This window comes from Algoriphagus sp. 4150 (assembly GCF_031457395.1).
GTDB lineage: Bacteria > Bacteroidota > Bacteroidia > Cytophagales > Cyclobacteriaceae > Algoriphagus.
This window is the reverse complement of record NZ_JAVDWS010000002.1, coordinates 262,949-279,486: the sequence shown is the minus strand read 5'-3', so window position 1 is coordinate 279,486 and position 16,538 is coordinate 262,949. Positions and strand designations below refer to the sequence as shown.

The 16,538-nt window shown below is 44.9% G+C and carries 10 protein-coding genes; 7 read left to right on the top strand and 3 right to left on the bottom strand.

All coding sequences use genetic code 11. The features are described from left to right. Window positions 1-6 precede the first annotated feature (6 nt). The 6 genes from J2X69_RS04510 to J2X69_RS04485 all read left to right on the top strand — a co-directional run bounded on the left by J2X69_RS04510 (window position 7) and on the right by J2X69_RS04485 (window position 9,186). The gene (locus tag J2X69_RS04510) at window positions 7-711 is read left to right on the top strand and encodes a DUF3823 domain-containing protein (protein ID WP_310099095.1); all 705 of its coding nucleotides are present in this window, start codon (window positions 7-9) and stop codon (window positions 709-711) included. Window positions 712-827: 116 nt separating this feature from the next. After that, window positions 828-1,880 carry a family 43 glycosylhydrolase gene (locus J2X69_RS04505; RefSeq protein WP_310099090.1) on the top strand — a complete coding sequence of 351 codons (1,053 nt, stop codon included), beginning with the start codon at window positions 828-830 and terminating at the stop codon, window positions 1,878-1,880. A gap of 4 nt (window positions 1,881-1,884) precedes the next feature. Then, on the top strand, window positions 1,885-3,975 hold the full coding sequence (locus J2X69_RS04500; protein ID WP_310099087.1) for a hypothetical protein: 2,091 nt from the start codon (window positions 1,885-1,887) through the stop codon (window positions 3,973-3,975). Between the two features lie 591 nt (window positions 3,976-4,566). Next, complete coding sequence (locus tag J2X69_RS04495) at window positions 4,567-6,111, top strand: glycoside hydrolase family 43 protein (protein ID WP_310099084.1); 1,545 nt, start codon at window positions 4,567-4,569, stop codon at window positions 6,109-6,111. Between the two features lie 76 nt (window positions 6,112-6,187). After that, complete coding sequence (locus tag J2X69_RS04490; protein ID WP_310099079.1) at window positions 6,188-8,032, top strand: sugar-binding domain-containing protein; 1,845 nt, start codon at window positions 6,188-6,190, stop codon at window positions 8,030-8,032. Window positions 8,033-8,037: 5 nt separating this feature from the next. Next, on the top strand, window positions 8,038-9,186 hold the full coding sequence (locus tag J2X69_RS04485; RefSeq protein ID WP_310099076.1) for an aldose epimerase family protein: 1,149 nt from the start codon (window positions 8,038-8,040) through the stop codon (window positions 9,184-9,186). Between the two features lie 389 nt (window positions 9,187-9,575). Here J2X69_RS04485 and J2X69_RS04480 read toward each other — a convergent pair whose 3' ends face one another. After that, complete coding sequence (locus J2X69_RS04480) at window positions 9,576-10,739, bottom strand: DUF4221 family protein (protein WP_310099073.1); 1,164 nt, start codon at window positions 10,737-10,739, stop codon at window positions 9,576-9,578. 102 nt (window positions 10,740-10,841) lie between these two features. Here J2X69_RS04480 and J2X69_RS04475 point away from each other — a divergent pair, with 102 nt between their 5' ends. Continuing rightward, complete coding sequence (locus J2X69_RS04475) at window positions 10,842-11,738, top strand: cyclase family protein (protein WP_310099070.1); 897 nt, start codon at window positions 10,842-10,844, stop codon at window positions 11,736-11,738. Between the two features lie 118 nt (window positions 11,739-11,856). Here J2X69_RS04475 and J2X69_RS04470 read toward each other — a convergent pair whose 3' ends face one another. Together J2X69_RS04470 and J2X69_RS04465 are read right to left on the bottom strand one after the other, a co-directional pair. Next, window positions 11,857-13,263 (bottom strand): efflux transporter outer membrane subunit, encoded by a 1,407-nt coding sequence (locus J2X69_RS04470; RefSeq protein ID WP_310099068.1) that lies wholly within the window; start codon window positions 13,261-13,263, stop codon window positions 11,857-11,859. Between the two features lie 100 nt (window positions 13,264-13,363). Then, window positions 13,364-16,531 carry an efflux RND transporter permease subunit gene (locus J2X69_RS04465; protein ID WP_310099065.1) on the bottom strand — a complete coding sequence of 1,056 codons (3,168 nt, stop codon included), beginning with the start codon at window positions 16,529-16,531 and terminating at the stop codon, window positions 13,364-13,366. Window positions 16,532-16,538 lie beyond the last annotated feature (7 nt).

Sequence of the window (16,538 nt, the reverse complement as noted above, 5' to 3'; positions counted from 1 at the left end):
AAAAATATGAACATAAATTTCAAAAATATACTGGGATTAATGGGGATAGCAATTTCCTTTGTATCCTGCAGCTTTGACAATTACGACGAGCCCAACTTTCAGCTGGATGGCAGAATAACCTATCAGGGGGAGCCGATAGGCGTAAGTTATAATGACGTGTACATTGAGCTATGGGAACAGGGCTGGCAGCGTCTTGGTAACATAGGCGTAGCAATAGATCAGGATGGATCGTATTCGTCACTTCTGTTTAAGGGTGAATACAAAATGATCATTCCCGACAATCAGGGACCTTTTATAAAAACCATCAATGACCAAACAGGTAATGACACAATTCCAGTGAGTCTTACGGGGAGCAGAACGATGGATATAGAAGTCATTCCTTACTACATGATCCGCAATACGAATATCAATGGCGGGAGCAATAAAGTCTCAGCGACTTTTGACCTGGAACAGATTATCACCGGAGACGATGCCAGAGAGGTCCAGGAAGTTTACCTGTATGTAAGTAAGACGTTATTTGTCGACAATCGCACGAGCATCGCTACCAGCAACAGAGGTGGAGGCGATCTGGAGGATTTATCTTCCATCACACTGGAAGTGGATGTGCCTGAGAGAGTCCCTACCCAGAACTATGCCTATGCAAGAATAGGCGTAAGGATCCGAGGGGTAGAGGATATGATCTTCTCTGAAATATTAAAAGTAAATCTATAAGCCTCTTATGGATATGCCGGGGAGTTCAGCCAGTGAGATGGGTACTGGACGACCCCGGCTTTTTTCTGAAAGTCTATTTAAGATCTTTTAATAATATGTTTAGAAAAAATCATCATATGCATCTTCTACTAAGTCTTACTATCGTACTCGGATCTTGCTCAGAATCTGCTGAGAATCTCGTCACCACTCCTGACCAACCAACAATCAGCGACACCCTTACTTATATCAATCCTGTTTTCGAACCTGTATTGGCTGATCCTACCGTAGTGAAAGTTGGGGATGTCTTCTATGCTTATGGCACCGAAGACAACTGGGGAGAAGAAGGAGGCTACCATTTGGTTCCCGTGATCAAATCCAGTGATCTGGTAAACTGGGAAGTAGTCGGAAATTCTATGGATGAGAAACCAAGCTGGAAAGAACGGGGTGGTATCTGGGCACCGGATGTGACTCAGGTAGGAGATCAATTCTACATGTATTATTCCTTTTCCACTTGGGGAGATCCAAATCCCGGAATCGGACTGGCCATAGCTGACAGTCCCGAAGGGCCATTTGTAGATCAGGGAAAAGTATTTGACTCGGAAGAAATCGGAGTCGCCAATTCTATTGATCCCTTTTATATAGAAGAAAATGGGGCAAAATTTCTAATCTGGGGAAGCTTTCATGGCTTATATCTTACCGAACTGACAGCCGATGGCAAGAAGCCCACAGGGGAAAAACTCCGGGTAGCAGGTGATCACTTGGAAGCTGCTTATGTCTACAAAAAAGACGGATATTATTATCTTTTCGGGTCGGCAGGGACCTGCTGCGAAGGAGCTAATAGTACGTACAAAGTTCTGGTAGGGAGATCTGAGAATCTGGAAGGACCATACTTGGATAAGGAAGGAAAAAGCCTGCTCGATTCTGATTCGGGAACGTTGGTCGTAGGTAGAAACGAAGGCGAATCCGGTTATGCAGGTCCGGGACATAATGCGGAAATCGTACTGGACGATGCGGGTCAGGAATGGCTTCTTTATCATGGCATGGACAAGCAGAAACCAAAACTTGAAAATGGTACCAATCGCAGGGTACTGCTTTTGGATAAGATCATCTGGGTAGACGGGTGGCCAAGTGTAAGTGGATTAGTCCCCGGCACAAGCTCACAAAATGCTCCTATTTTAGACTTAAAATAATCCCATGTATTCCACCAAACAATTTGTATTAATTCCACTCCTACTATTATTCACCTCCTTAGCTATTGCTAGGCAGAACGTAATTCTTGAGGAATTTTCTTCAGAAAACGGTGCTGAAGTCATAGAAAAAAACGGGGAGGTCCAGGTTTCTTGGCCCTCGGGAAAAGGTGAAAAAGGTACTCTTCACCTTGATATGAGCTCAGGTAATCCGCTTTTCAAAGCTATTCTACTTGAAGATTCTCAGCAAACAAAGACTATAGCGAAAGCAGTTGATCCTCTTTTTCTGCTTACGGTAGGTCAGCGGGATCTCAGCAAAGAAAGTGGTTGGAATATATTCTTTGACAGAACCGCTTATAATCCTTACGAAGAGCACCTGATAATGCTGGAGAAGCAAACCATAGCAGTGAAAAGCCAAGGTCAGCGAACAGTCATTCAAGTCAACACCATGACTGCCGGTAATTTCCATGGCTGGCTGGAAATCACGCTTTATCATGGCAGTACTCTGCTGAATATGGCTGCTGTAATGGCTACACCTGATGATGCAAAAGCTATTATTTACGACGCAGGACTAGTCAGCAAGAATAGTCCTTGGACAGAGCTCTTTTGGTCAGATACCGAAGGCTATTTGCAGTCTTCGCAAATTTCTGCGGGGAAAAATTCCAGTGAAAATCTGGCCGTTAAGTACCGAACAATTATTGGAGAAGGTGAAGAAGGAAGTTTAGCTGTTTTTCCTGCACCACACCAGTATTTCTACCCGCTGGATAATGCTTATAACCTAAAATATGTATGGTTTGGAGCTAATTATCGGAATATGACAGAGGAATTTGGGATTGGAATTCGACATGATTTAATGGGTGACAATAGGCATGTGCCCTGGTTTAACGCTCCGCCAAACACCAATCAGAGACTTAATTTCTTCGTCCTGTTGTCAGATTCCAAAGACGGTCAGATTCTAAAGGATGTCAAGGCTTTTACTCATGATGATCAGTATAAACCCCTTAATGGATACCGGACTATGGCGAGTCATTTTCATACTGAGCACATGGACGATATTCTGACCCATAAGCCGGTACCTGCTATTCCCGGGCACGTGAAAGCCTTGCGAAGTATGGGAGTAAATATTATGCACTTGGGAGAATATCATCTTGCAGGAAATCCACGCGACCCGGGACCTAGGAGACTGCCTGAATTGAAATTGATGTTTGAAGAAAGCGCACGCTTATCATCTGGCGACTTCCTGATGATTCCCGGTGAAGAACCAAATGTCCACTATGGAGGGCACTGGATGAATATGTTTCCCAAGCCGGTGTATTGGATCATGTCCCGTGAAGATGGGCAACCTTTTGTAGAAGAAACCAAAGAATATGGTAAAGTCTATCGGGTGGGCAGCAAGGAAGAGATGTTAAAACTTTTGGAAGCTGAGGGTGGACTAGCTTGGACTGCCCATGCTCGAACCAAAGGATCTACCGGATTTCCCGATAACTATAAGGAAGAGGGATTTTTCCACTCCACCACTTTCAACGGGGCCGCTTGGAAAGTAATTCCCGCAGATCTGTCATTGCCAACTATGGGCAGAAGGGTGCTTGACTTGATGGACGATATGGCCAACTGGGGTGAGCGAAAATACGTGATCGCAGAAGCGGATCTTTTCAAGTTGGAACCGGATTATGAGATCTACGGGCCGATGAATATTAATTATTTACAGCTAGACAAACTTCCAAAATTTGAGGATGGGTGGCAAACCGTAGTGGATGCTATGCAAAATGGTAAATTTTTCTCGGGTACAGGAGAGATCCTATTGCCTGCTTTCTCTGTGAATGGCAAAAGCAGTGGAGAAACGCTAAAGCTCGACGACAGCCAAACCGCTGAGGTGAATGTGACTATCGATTGGACATTTCCATTGAATTATGCAGAGATTATTTATGGAGACGGAGAGAAAGTTTTTCGTGAAAAAATCGACCTCAGCGATACACAAGCCTTTGGAATACAGGAATTTCAATCCACCATAAACATAAAAGGGGTAAAATGGATAAGATTAGAAGTTTGGGATGTAGCTGCAAATGGAGTCTTTACCCAACCGGTTTGGGTCGAGTGAAAATTTGGCTGTTAAGATTGCTGTTAAAGTTTTCATTCTAAGCTTGCTGTCTTAACTTTAAGGGTTAAACTGATCACAAATTTCAATTACTTAACCCAAACCTATTATGAAAAAGTCTTACACGAGAAACACTACTAAAATCAAACCTAGTCTAAAACAAGGTGTAGCGCTCTCCGGGAAGTTCATAATCCCCAAACCTGCCAAAAATGTCAAAAAACCACTTTAAATCAACACTTGCACTACTTTGTAGTGGTTCGTTGATTTCTTGTACCCCTGACAATAATTCCGGAAATTCGGTCACACTGGCTGACCGAATTTCTACAGATAATACGAATCTATTTTACGTCAGCAATTGTGAATTGTGAGCTGTTGGTTCCAAGTGCGCTGATCAAGCTATCCGTAACGGTGAAGCCTGAAGGATATCTAAAGGAATACCGGAATGGCAATTAGATCAATACGGCTCGGTGGGTGAATTGAAAGATCTGCCAAAAACTTCTGATGAGCATTTAATCCATGTCACGCTTGTGCCCATGGGTACTGCACGATTATGCCTTACCGTTTTTCCGAAATTAGATAATAACCCAAAATGGAATGAATAAACTACTTGGCTTACCCAGAATAATCTTACTATTTCTCCTGCTTCTCAGCTTTGCCCATGTAGGTTTAGCCCAAAGTAGGGCCTTTGACAATCCCGTTTTGGCCGGAGATCGACCGGATCCTACCGTGGTGCAAATCGGTAAGTATTATTATGCTTCTGCCACCTCCAATGAATGGGCACCGCTTTTTCCAATTTTTAAATCTACCGATTTGGTGAATTGGGAACTGGTGAATTATATTTTTCCGGACGGCGCGCCCGATTGGGCAAAGAATAACTTTTGGGCACCGGAACTTTCCTACGACGAGAAGCAGAAAAAAATCTACGCTTATTACACGGCAAGGGACAAAGACAGCAATCTCTTAAGTGTGGCTGTTGCAAGTGCGGATTCGCCCGAAAGCAAATTCACTGATCACGGACCGTTGGTAGCGCAAGAATACGGCTCCATCGATGCATTTGAGGCGCGAGATGAAAATGGGAAGCTCTATGTGCTGTGGAAAGAAGACGGAAACAGCAAAGGACAGAAAACTCCGATTTGGGCTCAGGAAGTGAATGAGGAGCGCACTGAATTGACCGGTGAAAAGCATGAGTTATTCACTAACGATCAACCTTGGGAAGGCGGATTGGTGGAAGGAGTAGCGATTTTTCAGAAAAACGGCTATTTCTATGCAACCTATTCTGCCCGTGGATGCTGCGAAATCACCTGCGATTATGTCACGGGAGTTGCCCGAAGCAAAACGCTTCTGGGACCTTGGGAAAAGTATGATATGAATCCAGTCCTAAAGGATAACGATAACTGGAAATGTGCCGGACACGGAACGGTTGTGGAGAAAGACGGAGACTTCTGGATGCTCTACCATGCGTACAATACCGAAGGAAGCGTATATGTAGGAAGGCAGGGAGTCTTGGAGAAAATTGAATGGACTTCCGATGACTGGCCTATTCTGGCGAATAATGCAGGCTACGAACGCAGCAAAGCTTCCTTAGAATTTAGGGACAATTTCAAAAAAAGATTGGATCCGATCTGGCAGTGGAGAGTGACGCAGGATATCCAATACGAAACAGGCAAAAAGGGGCTTAAGCTTCAGGCATCTGAAGAGAATGAAACCTTGGGAACCCTGCTCGTGCAAGGCACCAAATCGCTCGATTACCAATACGAAGCGACAATTATTCCTGATGAAAATGCAGCAGCAGGCTTGGCGGTAATCGGCGGTGCAAATAATGGTTTCGGAGCTCCCCCAGCTGGAATGGGAATTTCCGTGAAAGGAAATCAGCTAGTCCTTTGGGAGACTATCAACCGAAAAACAAGAGAAATTGCCACTGAGACAGTTCCTTCAGGCAAAGAAGTGAAACTGATACTGAGTATGAAAGAAGGATACAAAATGACCACTTCAGCCATCGTGGATGGAAAAACAATCCAAGTAGGTGAAGTGCAAGATGTAAAGCATTTGGTACCTTGGGGAATGGGATTCCGACTTGGATTGGTAGCCAAAGGAGCTACGGATTCTTATGCCCATTTCAAGGAAGTGAAGATTTATTAGTAGAAAGTATAAAGTAGCAGGTATCAAGATTCGGGACACACTGAATCCCGAATTACTCACCAATAAACCTACACCTATGAAGAAAACACTGATTTTTGGCGCATGCCTGCTTTTTGGGCAGCATCTCGCAACAGCGCAAACTGGCAATTACAAACCTGTAGAAGGGAAAATCATGACCGAATGGGCAGCTCAGGTAACTCCTGAAAATGTCCATCAGGAATATCCACGGCCTCAGATGACCCGGGAAAATTGGGTGAATCTGAATGGGCTCTGGGACTATGCCATCAAACCAAAAGGGCAGGCTGTACCAACTAGCTTTGATGGAGAAATTTTAGTGCCTTTCGCAGTTGAATCTGCGCTTTCCGGAGTAGGAAAGGAAGTTGGAAAGGACAACGAACTTTGGTACAATACGACTTTTGCTACTCCAAAAAAATCAAGCAAGGACAAAGTACTGTTGCATTTCGGAGCATCTGACTGGGAAACGGAAGTATTTATCAACGGTAAAAGTGTTGGAAAGCACCAGGGAGGATATGATCCTTTTGAGTTTGATATTACCGGTCAATTAAAGCCCGGAAAATCGCAGACACTACAAGTACGTGTATGGGATCCAAGCGATGATGGGCCTCAGCCCCGTGGCAAACAGGTCAAGAATCCTCATGCGATATGGTACACTCCCGTGACAGGAATCTGGCAGACAGTGTGGGTTGAAACTGTACCCACATCCTATATTTCCAGGTTGAGAAATAGCTCAGACATCAAGAGTAAGGAGATCCTAGTCACCCCTGAGGTAACAGGAGCCATGGGAACACAGCAGGTAAAAGTAAGTGCCTGGAAGGACGGAACCATGCTCGCCGAGCAAACAGTGAAGCCTACTGAAACTGCCAAGTTGTCGATTAAAGATGCCCAACTTTGGGAACCGGGAAATCCGGCACTTTATGATTTGAAAGTGGAATTGGTAGATGGCAAAAAAGTGGTGGACGCTGTAGAAAGCTATGCGGCTTTGAGAGAAATCAGTATGGCTCCGGACGCAAATGGTATCCAACGAATGATGCTGAATGGAGAGTTTTTATTTCAATATGGCCCTCTGGATCAAGGCTGGTTTCCTGACGGATTGTACACGGCTCCAAGCCATGAAGCGATGGTCTTTGATATCCAAAAGACCCAAGACATGGGTTTCAATATGATCAGAAAGCATGTGAAAGTAGAGCCTGCCACTTGGTATCATGCCTGTGACAAAATGGGCATGCTTGTATGGCAGGATATGCCGAGTGGAGATATGGGAAATGGCTGGGAAATGAAATTGGCCGTACTCGGAGAGCAGACGGATAGGGATAGAACTCCGGAGTCCGAAGCGATTTTCAGAGAAGAATGGAAAGAGATCATGGATGACTTCTATAACTTTCCTTCTATCGTAGTTTGGGTACCTTTCAACGAAGCCTGGGGTCAGTTTAAAACCAAGGAAATCACCGAATGGACTAAGAAGCATGATCCTTCCAGACTGGTAAACAGTGCCAGCGGAGGCAATTTTGAGATGGAAGGAACCAAGATTGCGGGTGATATCATTGATCTGCATAATTATCCGGATGCGAAAATGCCTGATCCGAAGATTTACGGAAAAGACAATATTCTAGTGCTGGGAGAATTTGGTGGACTGGGACTTCCTGTGGATGGGCATGTGTGGCAACAGAAAGACAATTGGGGCTATCAGTCCTTCAAAAATCAGGAGGAACTTTACAATCGCTATGCACAATTGATAACAAGACTTGGTGAGTTGGTAGAAGCCGGTCTCTCGGCGGCAGTCTATACCCAGACCACAGATGTGGAAGTAGAGACCAACGGACTGATGACCTATGACAGAAAAATCATCAAGTTTGATGTGTCCAAGATGAAAAGCATACATTCCCCTTTATATAAAAAGTGAGCGCAATGAATAATCATTTCAACAAAATCCTTGGTGCAGCTGCACTGGGGGTTTTACTTTACAGTTGCGAAAGCAAACCCAAAGAAGAAACTAAACTAGAAGAACCTGTACAAGAGCAGGTTTTCGGCACAACCTTTCAAGATAAAAAAGTGGAAACATACGAGATCAAGAATGCCAACGGCATGAAAATGAAAGTCACCAATTTCGGTGCACGCGTGACCCATCTGTGGGTACCGGATAAGGACGGAAATCCGGTAGATGTAGTTCTGGGTTTTGAGACCTTGGACGGATATCTGGAAAGTAGTGAGAAGTACTTTGGCGCAGCCATTGGTCGCTATGGGAATCGTATAGCGAATGGAAAATTCACCTTGGACGGCAAGGAATATACATTGCCTCAGAACAATAATGGACAGACACTACATGGTGGTCCGGGTGGATTGGATTATGTAATCTGGAATGTGGAAAAGTCCGGAGAAAACGGACTGATTTTCAGCTACACTTCGCCTGATGGAGATGAAGGTTTTCCGGGTGAGCTGAAAGTAAAAATGGTCTACACGCTCACAGATGACAACGAATTCAAGGTTACCTACGAAGCCGAAACTGACAAAGCCACACCTGTAAATTTGACCCACCACTCATTTTTCAACCTAAACGGTGCAGGAAACGGAACAGTGCTGGATCATACGCTGCTATTAAGTGCCAGCGAATACACTCCTGTAAATGATGTACTGATTCCTACAGGAGAGGTGGTTTCAGTAAAGGAGACGCCTTTTGACTTTACAGAACCAACTACGATTGGCGCGAGAATCAACGAGGAAAATGAGCAATTGAAGTTCGGTGGCGGATATGATCACAACTGGGTGCTGGACAAATCCGGAGCTGATTTGACTCAAGCGGCAGTGATCTCATCTCCGCAGACCGGGATAGAAATGGAAGTGTGGACAACTGAGCCTGCAATCCAGTTTTACAGTGGCAATTTTCTTGACGGAACCATCACCGGCAAAGGTGATAAAGTCTATGAACAGAGATCTGCATTCTGTCTGGAAACCCAGCATTATCCGGATTCTCCCAATCAACCGGATTTCCCGTCTACAATTTTAAAACCCGGAGAGAAGTACGGGCAGACTTGTATTTACAGGTTTGGGACGAAGTAAAAACAGAAGCCATCTTGAGAAATCGGGATGGTTTTTTTTAGATTAACCACAAGTCCACCAAGGAGCACAAAGGTTAGAATTTGCTTTTCCTTGACCATTGAATTTGAAAATTGAGAATTGATCATTTTTTTGAGCCACATAGGAACATAGCAAACATAGAGGAACTCGTATTTCAATAAGTCAAAGTCAGGAGACTTGAACTAGATAGTGTTTTTTAAACCGCAAAGCACTAAGGAAGCGCAAAGGACACGGCTGCCCTGCTTCTCATGAAGCAGGGCGATATACGTTCTTGCATCTGCCGCAGTGAGTCCATAAAACTATAGACTGGATCTTTATGAATAGTTTTTTCACAACCACATACCAAAAACAAACCTATCCAAAGAATATACCTACAGCTTGACTTCAAACAGTTGAAATACCTTTTTGTCTTCATCATCTGTTTGCACTTCGATAAGCAATCCTTCTTTTACCACTCGAATAAAATCCACATAATAGTTGTCCCGGTCGAGCTCAACCACACCAAGTTCTCTGAAGTCCTCGTCGAATACCATAATGGTTCTTTCAGGGAGTCTTCCCTTTTTATTATCTCCAAGGGATTTCGTTTCTATCAAATGCTTGATAGTTTCATCAGGGTATGGTCCTGACATAACCCTATAATACAGATTCCTGTAGGAATCATAGAGGATCATGTTGTTCTTTGGATTGGTATAGATGTGCTGATAAAAAATACTTGGGTCAAGATCAAATTTTGGAAGTGAATGAAAGCGTCCCTCATAAAGTTGGCTAAAGAGTGCCGGGGACTTCAACAGGTTTAGGTCAAAATCATACACCATCACTCGCTCCTCGATGGGAAAAGACTGTAAGATTACAGAATCTTTATAGTTGACGGTGTAGGAGGGCATCTCTAACATGACTCCCCAAAAGCCTGATTCCATGTATTTGTCACTGTATCCCAGATGATAGCCAAAAGCCTTGCTCTCCAGATCCAGAATCATGCTAAGGTTTTTCTGTTTGTAGCCATTTTTAAAAGGATCAATATCCGGCATGGAGGAAATCATAAGCTTTGTTCCTAAATCAATTATGGGAGCATAAGTCCAAAGTGTAGGCAGTGCAGTTTCTTGGGATGGCCTGTTGGAATCATCTGACCGCAGCCTATAGCGACTCTTGATCCGTCCAGAAGTATCAACCAGATTGAGTTCATACTTATACTGGTTTAACACGAAAATACTGTCTAAGTTTCTGATATGAAAACCGTCGAGTGCCCCTATCCCTTCCGGCCCTTCCAAGGCTAATTGCACCTTAAAAGACTTCTCCGGATCCGCTATATGTGCGAAGTGAATAAATCTCTTTTTGGCTCTAATCATATCATGATAAGCTAGGTATTCTTCTCCCTTTAGGTTGATTGCCTGCATAAACCACCAATTCGTGGACGTTTGATCATCTATAGGAATCTCCACCAAGCGTTTGGGAATAAGTTCAAGTTTGCGGTACTCTTGAGATCGGGAGCAGGAAAGGAAAAGCCATGGAATAAGCAGAAAAACCAAATATTTCATATTCCAAAAGATTTTATATTTAAATGAAAGTATAAAGTAAGGCTGGTATTTATTATGAGCAACTTAAGCAAAGGGGATTTGAAAAGCTTCAAAAAATCATAAATGGACAAAAGAGTAAAATTCGATTTTGAACTCTACTTCACCAACGGTGGCAGTATCAAGGGAGAGGATTTTCGACTGGATATCGCAGGGGATGATATTTCGGACAAAGAACTTGCAGACTACATCATCAAAGACCTTAGGTTGCTTATGGTGGGACGGGCTATCATTCTGAACAAAGAAATCCTGGTGGAACCTCATAAACGCAAACCCATCGATCAAAGCAAAGGAAAAGAGCTACTGGTTGATCTGAGCCATACTATCGAAAATGGACTGGTTACCTACAAAGGACTCCCTGCTCCTATCATCTGTGATTATCTGAGTAGAGCAGATTCTAAACAGTACTATGCTGAAGGAACGGAATTTCAAATCGGAAAAATAGAAATGGTGACAAACACCGGCACGTATATCGACTGTCCCTTTCATCGCTATGAGACAGGAAAAGACCTTTCAGAGGTAGAATTGGAAGCCTTTACTGACTTAGAAGCTGTAGTCATCCGAGTGCCGCATTCTCAAACCCTGGAAATAACTGAGGAGCATCTGCTAAGCTACGAAATCCGAAATCGGGCGGTATTGATCCACACAGGCTGGGATGCCCACTGGAATACGGAAAAATACTATGAAAACCACCCCTACCTCACGGAGGGTGCAGCACAGTATTTAAAAGATTGCTCGGTCAAATTGGTGGGCATTGATTCTCACAACATCGACTGCACAGCCGGAAAAACCAGACCCGTTCACTCTATTCTTTTGGGGGCTGAAATCCTGATCGTGGAACATCTGTGTAATTTAAACCTGCTGCCTGAAGATGGGTTTACCTTCAGTGCCATCCCTCCAAAATTCAAAGGAGCAGGTACATTCCCCGTCAGAGCAATGGCTAAATTGAAAAAAATCAATTGATCTGAAAGGCAGAACCGGTTATTCAAAACCTATCTGATTTCATTTCAGCTTTTTCAAAAAACCCGGTTAGAATTGCTATTCCAACCGGGCTTTTATCCAACTACTAAACGTCCTAAAATCAACGCCAGCCTCCACCCAAAGCCCGGTAAAGGTCAATGGAAGCATAAAGCTTGGCGCTTCTTATTTCCACCAGATCCAATTGGCTTTGGAGCAGATTGCCCTGTGCGGTAATAACTTCCAGGTAATTGGCCACGCCATTTTCAAACAAGAGATCGGCATCGCCCACGGCGTGCTCCAACGCCTCCACACGTGATGTAGCCACATTCTGCCGCTCAGCTGTCTTTTCTATTCTGACCATCGCATCAGACACTTCCTTTATGGCAGTCAGTACAGTTTCTTGGAAGGTGTAAATTTGCTGCTCCCTCTGGATTTGCTCTGTTTGCAGTCTGGTTTTCAGCCGTCTCCTGTTCAACACAGGCTGGGCAAGGCTTCCGCCCACCACGCCAAATACCGATCCGGGAAAGTTAAACCAATTAACGGCTTCAAAAGCATTGAGTCCCATGGACGCAGTGATTCGAAGGGAAGGATACATCATCGCTTTGGCAACACCCACTCTTCCGTTGGCCGCTTGCAGTCCCAGCTCGGCCGCCTTTACATCCGGGCGTTCACTCAGAAGATCTGCAGGAACACCTGTTCCGATCACACTTGCCAGATTTTCCTGAAACACACCCCGTGCGATTGAGTTAGGAGCAACACCCGTCAATACGCTGAGTGTGTTTTCCTCTACCGCTATTTCTCCTTCCAGATAAGGAATCAACTGCTGTGCCTGCTTCAGCTGCGCAGTGGCCTGATCTTTTGCAAGCGTGGTGACCAGTGCCGATTCAAACTGTAGATCAATGACCTCTTGAGTCCGCATGCTGAGTTCTAGATTCTGTTCTGCCACTTCCAACTGAGCATCGAGTTTCAGCAGATTATAGTAGCTTTTGGCTATCGAAGCTACTACCCCTGTCTGCAAAGCCTTGGCAGCCTCACCGGTCTGCAGGTATTCAGCAAGGGCAGTCTGAGTTTGCCTGCGTATTTTACCCCAGATATCAGCCTCCCAGCTCAGCAAGCCCTGAAGTTGGTAATCTTCCAGGCTTTTCCGCTCCAGAAATAAATCAGTACTGATTCCATTCAGGGAGTTGTCTGAAAAACGGGAGGAATTAGCTGTCACCAACAGATCAAATTCGGGGACATTGCCCCATTTGGCTTGCTTAAAATTCAACTGCGACACTTCGATGTTCTTTCTGGCGATCAACAGATTGTTGTTTCTTTCCAGTCCCCGTTCGATTAATGAAACAAGGTTTGGGTCAGTAAAAAACTCGTTCCAGAGAATTGCGGCATCGGTAGAATCCACCGATGTCTCATTGCCCCTGAATGTTTCCGGAAAAACATCCACAGGCGTGCCTATATCTTCAGATGCCTTGCATGCTGCCAGCCATCCTATAGACAGGACTATCGCTATTTTATAAATCAAGGATTTCATATGTTTATAATTGTCTGTCAAAGGTCATATGGAATCTCGCATGGCTGAAAATCATCCCACTGTGTGTCGTTTTCGACATGCTCGATTTCATTTTATCAGATTAATTCGTTACAAGTTCTTTTGATTCTTCCGGCTGGAGTTCACGTGGACTGCTGATACGCTCATGGATATGTTGGAAAATGACGAACAGCAATGGAATGATCATAAGTCCCAAAACCACTCCTGACAGCATTCCTCCCGCCGCTGCGATACTTATGGAATGATTGCCCATTGCGGATGGGCCCTTCGCAAACATCATCGGGATAAGGCCTGCAATAAAGGCCAATGATGTCATCAATATAGGACGTAGACGAAGTCGGGCTCCTTCCAGAGCCGCATCCAGCAAGGTTCTCCCAGCTCTTCTACGCTGCACTGCAAATTCCACGATCAGAATGGCGTTTTTCGCCAACAGACCAATCAACATGACCAATGCTACCTGTACGTAGATATTATTCTCTATTCCCGTCAGTCCTATTGCCAAGAATACACCCAGAACACCGGTCGGTATGGAAAATATAACTGCCAGAGGAAGGATATAGCTTTCGTACTGAGCCGAAAGCAAGAAATAGATAAACAGAAGAGAAAGAAGGAAGATAATCAGCGATTGCCCTCCTGAGCCCATTTCCTCCTTGGTCATACCGGTAAATTCCAACGCGTAACCGTTCGGCAGCTCCTCCCTGACTACTTCCTGAACTGCAAGCAATGCATCCCCCGAACTGAAGCCGGGTGCGGCCACGGCATTTATTCCTATAGAGTTAAAGAGGTTGTATCGGGAAACCGTTTCGGGGCCATACACCCGCTCAAGTCTGGCCAGCGTGTTCACTGGCACCTTTTCGCCCTGGCTGTTTTTCACAAAGATCCCGTCAAGCGAAGACTCATCCACCCGATCTGTCTTTTCGGCTTGGATCATCACCCGATAATATTTACCAAATCGATTGAAATCCGATGCCTGCATACTTCCAAAATAAGCTTGAAGCGTCTGGAGAACTTCCCGAACACTCACCTGAAGCTGAGCGGCTTTCACTTCATCCACTTCAAGATTGTACTGAGGATAATCAGACTTGAAAGAAGAAAAAGCAAAACCGATTTCCTCTCTGCCCATAAGCTTGCCCATGAAGTCGGAACTTACCCCACTGAATTTTTGGAGCGCGCCTCCCGATCTGTCCTGAAGTACAAGTTCAAGACCGTCCACATTGCTGAATCCAGGTACTGTTGGAAACGTAAACACGAAGAAATTTGCCCCTTTAATTTTGGAGAATTCCTGATTTACCACCGCCATGATCTCATTGATATCACTGACTTCTCCCCGCTCTTTGACCGGTTTGAGCAGGATAAAAATAACTCCGGCAGAGGGGCTTGCCGCTTCCGTAAGAATATTGAACCCGGACATCACATTCAGCGATGAATGAAAATCCATATCTCTGAGTGCAATCTCCGCTTCTTTCATCACCTCAGTAGTACGCTCCAATGATGCACCTGCCGGCAAATCCAGAGACACCGCTATAAAACCCTGATCTTCTGAAGGAATAAAGCCTGAAGGAGTTATTCTGATCAATACTACAGTAGTCACGACCACAAGGGCCAGCGCCGCAATGCCCACCCATCGGTGACGGATCAGCATTCGGATCCCGCCGACGTAATTATTGGTGAGCTTTTCGAATCCTGAATTGAACCCGATGAAAAACTTCTCGCTGAAAGTTAGTTTTTTGCTCCCATTGGTCCCGTGATGCTTGTCCTTAAGAAATAAAGCAGCCAATGCAGGGCTCAACGTAAGTGCATTTATCGCCGAAATGATAATGGCTATCGCAAGGGTAAAAGCAAACTGCTGATAAAACACTCCCGTGGAACCTTCCATAAAACCTACCGGAAGAAATACCGAGGCCATCACCAAGGTAATGGAGATAATCGCTCCCGTGATCTCTCCCATAGCACTTCTTGTGGCCGCTTTCGGAGGAAGATGTTCGAACTCCATTTTGGAATGAACTGCCTCTACTACCACAATAGCATCATCCACTACTATCCCGATCGCCAGCACCAGTGCAAACAGCGTGAGCAGGTTGATCGAGAAACCAAAAAGCAGCATAAAGAAGAATGTACCCAAGATTGCCACCGGCACTGCAATGGCCGGAATCAACGTGGAACGAAAATCCTGAAGGAATAGAAAGACCACCAGAAAAACCAGCACAAATGCCTCAATCAGTGTAGTAACCACCTGTGAAATAGACTGATCAAGAGAATCCTTGGTGTTATAAAGGATGAGGTATCCCACTCCTTCCGGAAAATCTTTCTCAGCCTTCTTCATCAGCTCAGCGATAGCGATCTGGATTTCGCTTGAGTTGGATCCCGCAATCTGAAATGCAGCTATATTTACTCCCTGTTTTTCATCTACTCTGGTAAAATTCGTATAGGAATAAGCTCCAAATTCTATTCTGGCGACATCCTTCAGTCTAAGAACTGTTCCGTCCGGATTGGCTCTAACCACGATGTTGTCATAGTCCTCGGGCTTATTCAGTTTCCCTTTGTATTTCACCACATACTCAAAAGCCACTTCGCTGCTTTCTCCCAGTTTTCCGGGAGCAGCTTCCAGACTCTTATCTTGTATGGCAGCGGTCACTTCTGCGGGAGTAAGATTATATGCGGCCATCTGGCTGGGATTCAGCCACACCCTCATGGAGTAATCCTTGTTCCCTCCGAAAATCATCGATTGCCCTACTCCTTTGATCCGTTTGATCTCCGGAATAATATTGATCTGTGCATAGTTGGCCAGAAAAGTCTGGTCGTAAGCCTCGGGATCCGTGGAAAACATGGATACTACCATCAACAAACTGTTCTGTTGCTTGGAGGTGGTGATTCCAGCCTGCACCACCTCTGCAGGCAGCTGGCTGGTGGCTTGGGACACACGGTTTTGGACGTTCACCGCAGCCTGGTCTGGATCGGTACCCAGCTCGAAGTATACTTTGATGACTAATGAGCCGTCATTACTTGCCGTGGAGCTTATATGGCTCATGCCTTCCACGCCGTTGATGGATTCCTCGAGCGAAGGAGCTACTGACCTCAGCAGTGTTTCTGCGTTGGCACCGGGATACAGGGCCACTACCTGTACTGCAGGTGGGGCAATATCGGGGAACTGTTGCAGGGGCAATTTGAAGACCCCCAGAACCCCGAGAATAACCAATAGGATAGAGATGACAGACGCCAATACCGGCCTGTCTATAAATTTTTGAAACATCGGTTTA

Excerpts from the sequence above, each read along its gene's own strand:
- J2X69_RS04510 (WP_310099095.1), top strand. The coding sequence starts at position 7 with ATGAACATAAATTTCAAAAATATACTGGGATTAATGGGGATAGCAATT.
- J2X69_RS04505 (WP_310099090.1), top strand. The coding sequence starts at position 828 with ATGCATCTTCTACTAAGTCTTACTATCGTACTCGGATCTTGCTCAGAA.
- J2X69_RS04500 (WP_310099087.1), top strand. The coding sequence starts at position 1,885 with ATGTATTCCACCAAACAATTTGTATTAATTCCACTCCTACTATTATTC.
- J2X69_RS04495 (WP_310099084.1), top strand. The coding sequence starts at position 4,567 with ATGAATAAACTACTTGGCTTACCCAGAATAATCTTACTATTTCTCCTG.
- J2X69_RS04490 (WP_310099079.1), top strand. The coding sequence starts at position 6,188 with ATGAAGAAAACACTGATTTTTGGCGCATGCCTGCTTTTTGGGCAGCAT.
- J2X69_RS04485 (WP_310099076.1), top strand. The coding sequence starts at position 8,038 with ATGAATAATCATTTCAACAAAATCCTTGGTGCAGCTGCACTGGGGGTT.
- J2X69_RS04480 (WP_310099073.1), bottom strand. The coding sequence starts at position 10,739 with ATGAAATATTTGGTTTTTCTGCTTATTCCATGGCTTTTCCTTTCCTGC.
- J2X69_RS04475 (WP_310099070.1), top strand. The coding sequence starts at position 10,842 with ATGGACAAAAGAGTAAAATTCGATTTTGAACTCTACTTCACCAACGGT.
- J2X69_RS04470 (WP_310099068.1), bottom strand. The coding sequence starts at position 13,263 with ATGAAATCCTTGATTTATAAAATAGCGATAGTCCTGTCTATAGGATGG.
- J2X69_RS04465 (WP_310099065.1), bottom strand. The coding sequence starts at position 16,531 with ATGTTTCAAAAATTTATAGACAGGCCGGTATTGGCGTCTGTCATCTCT.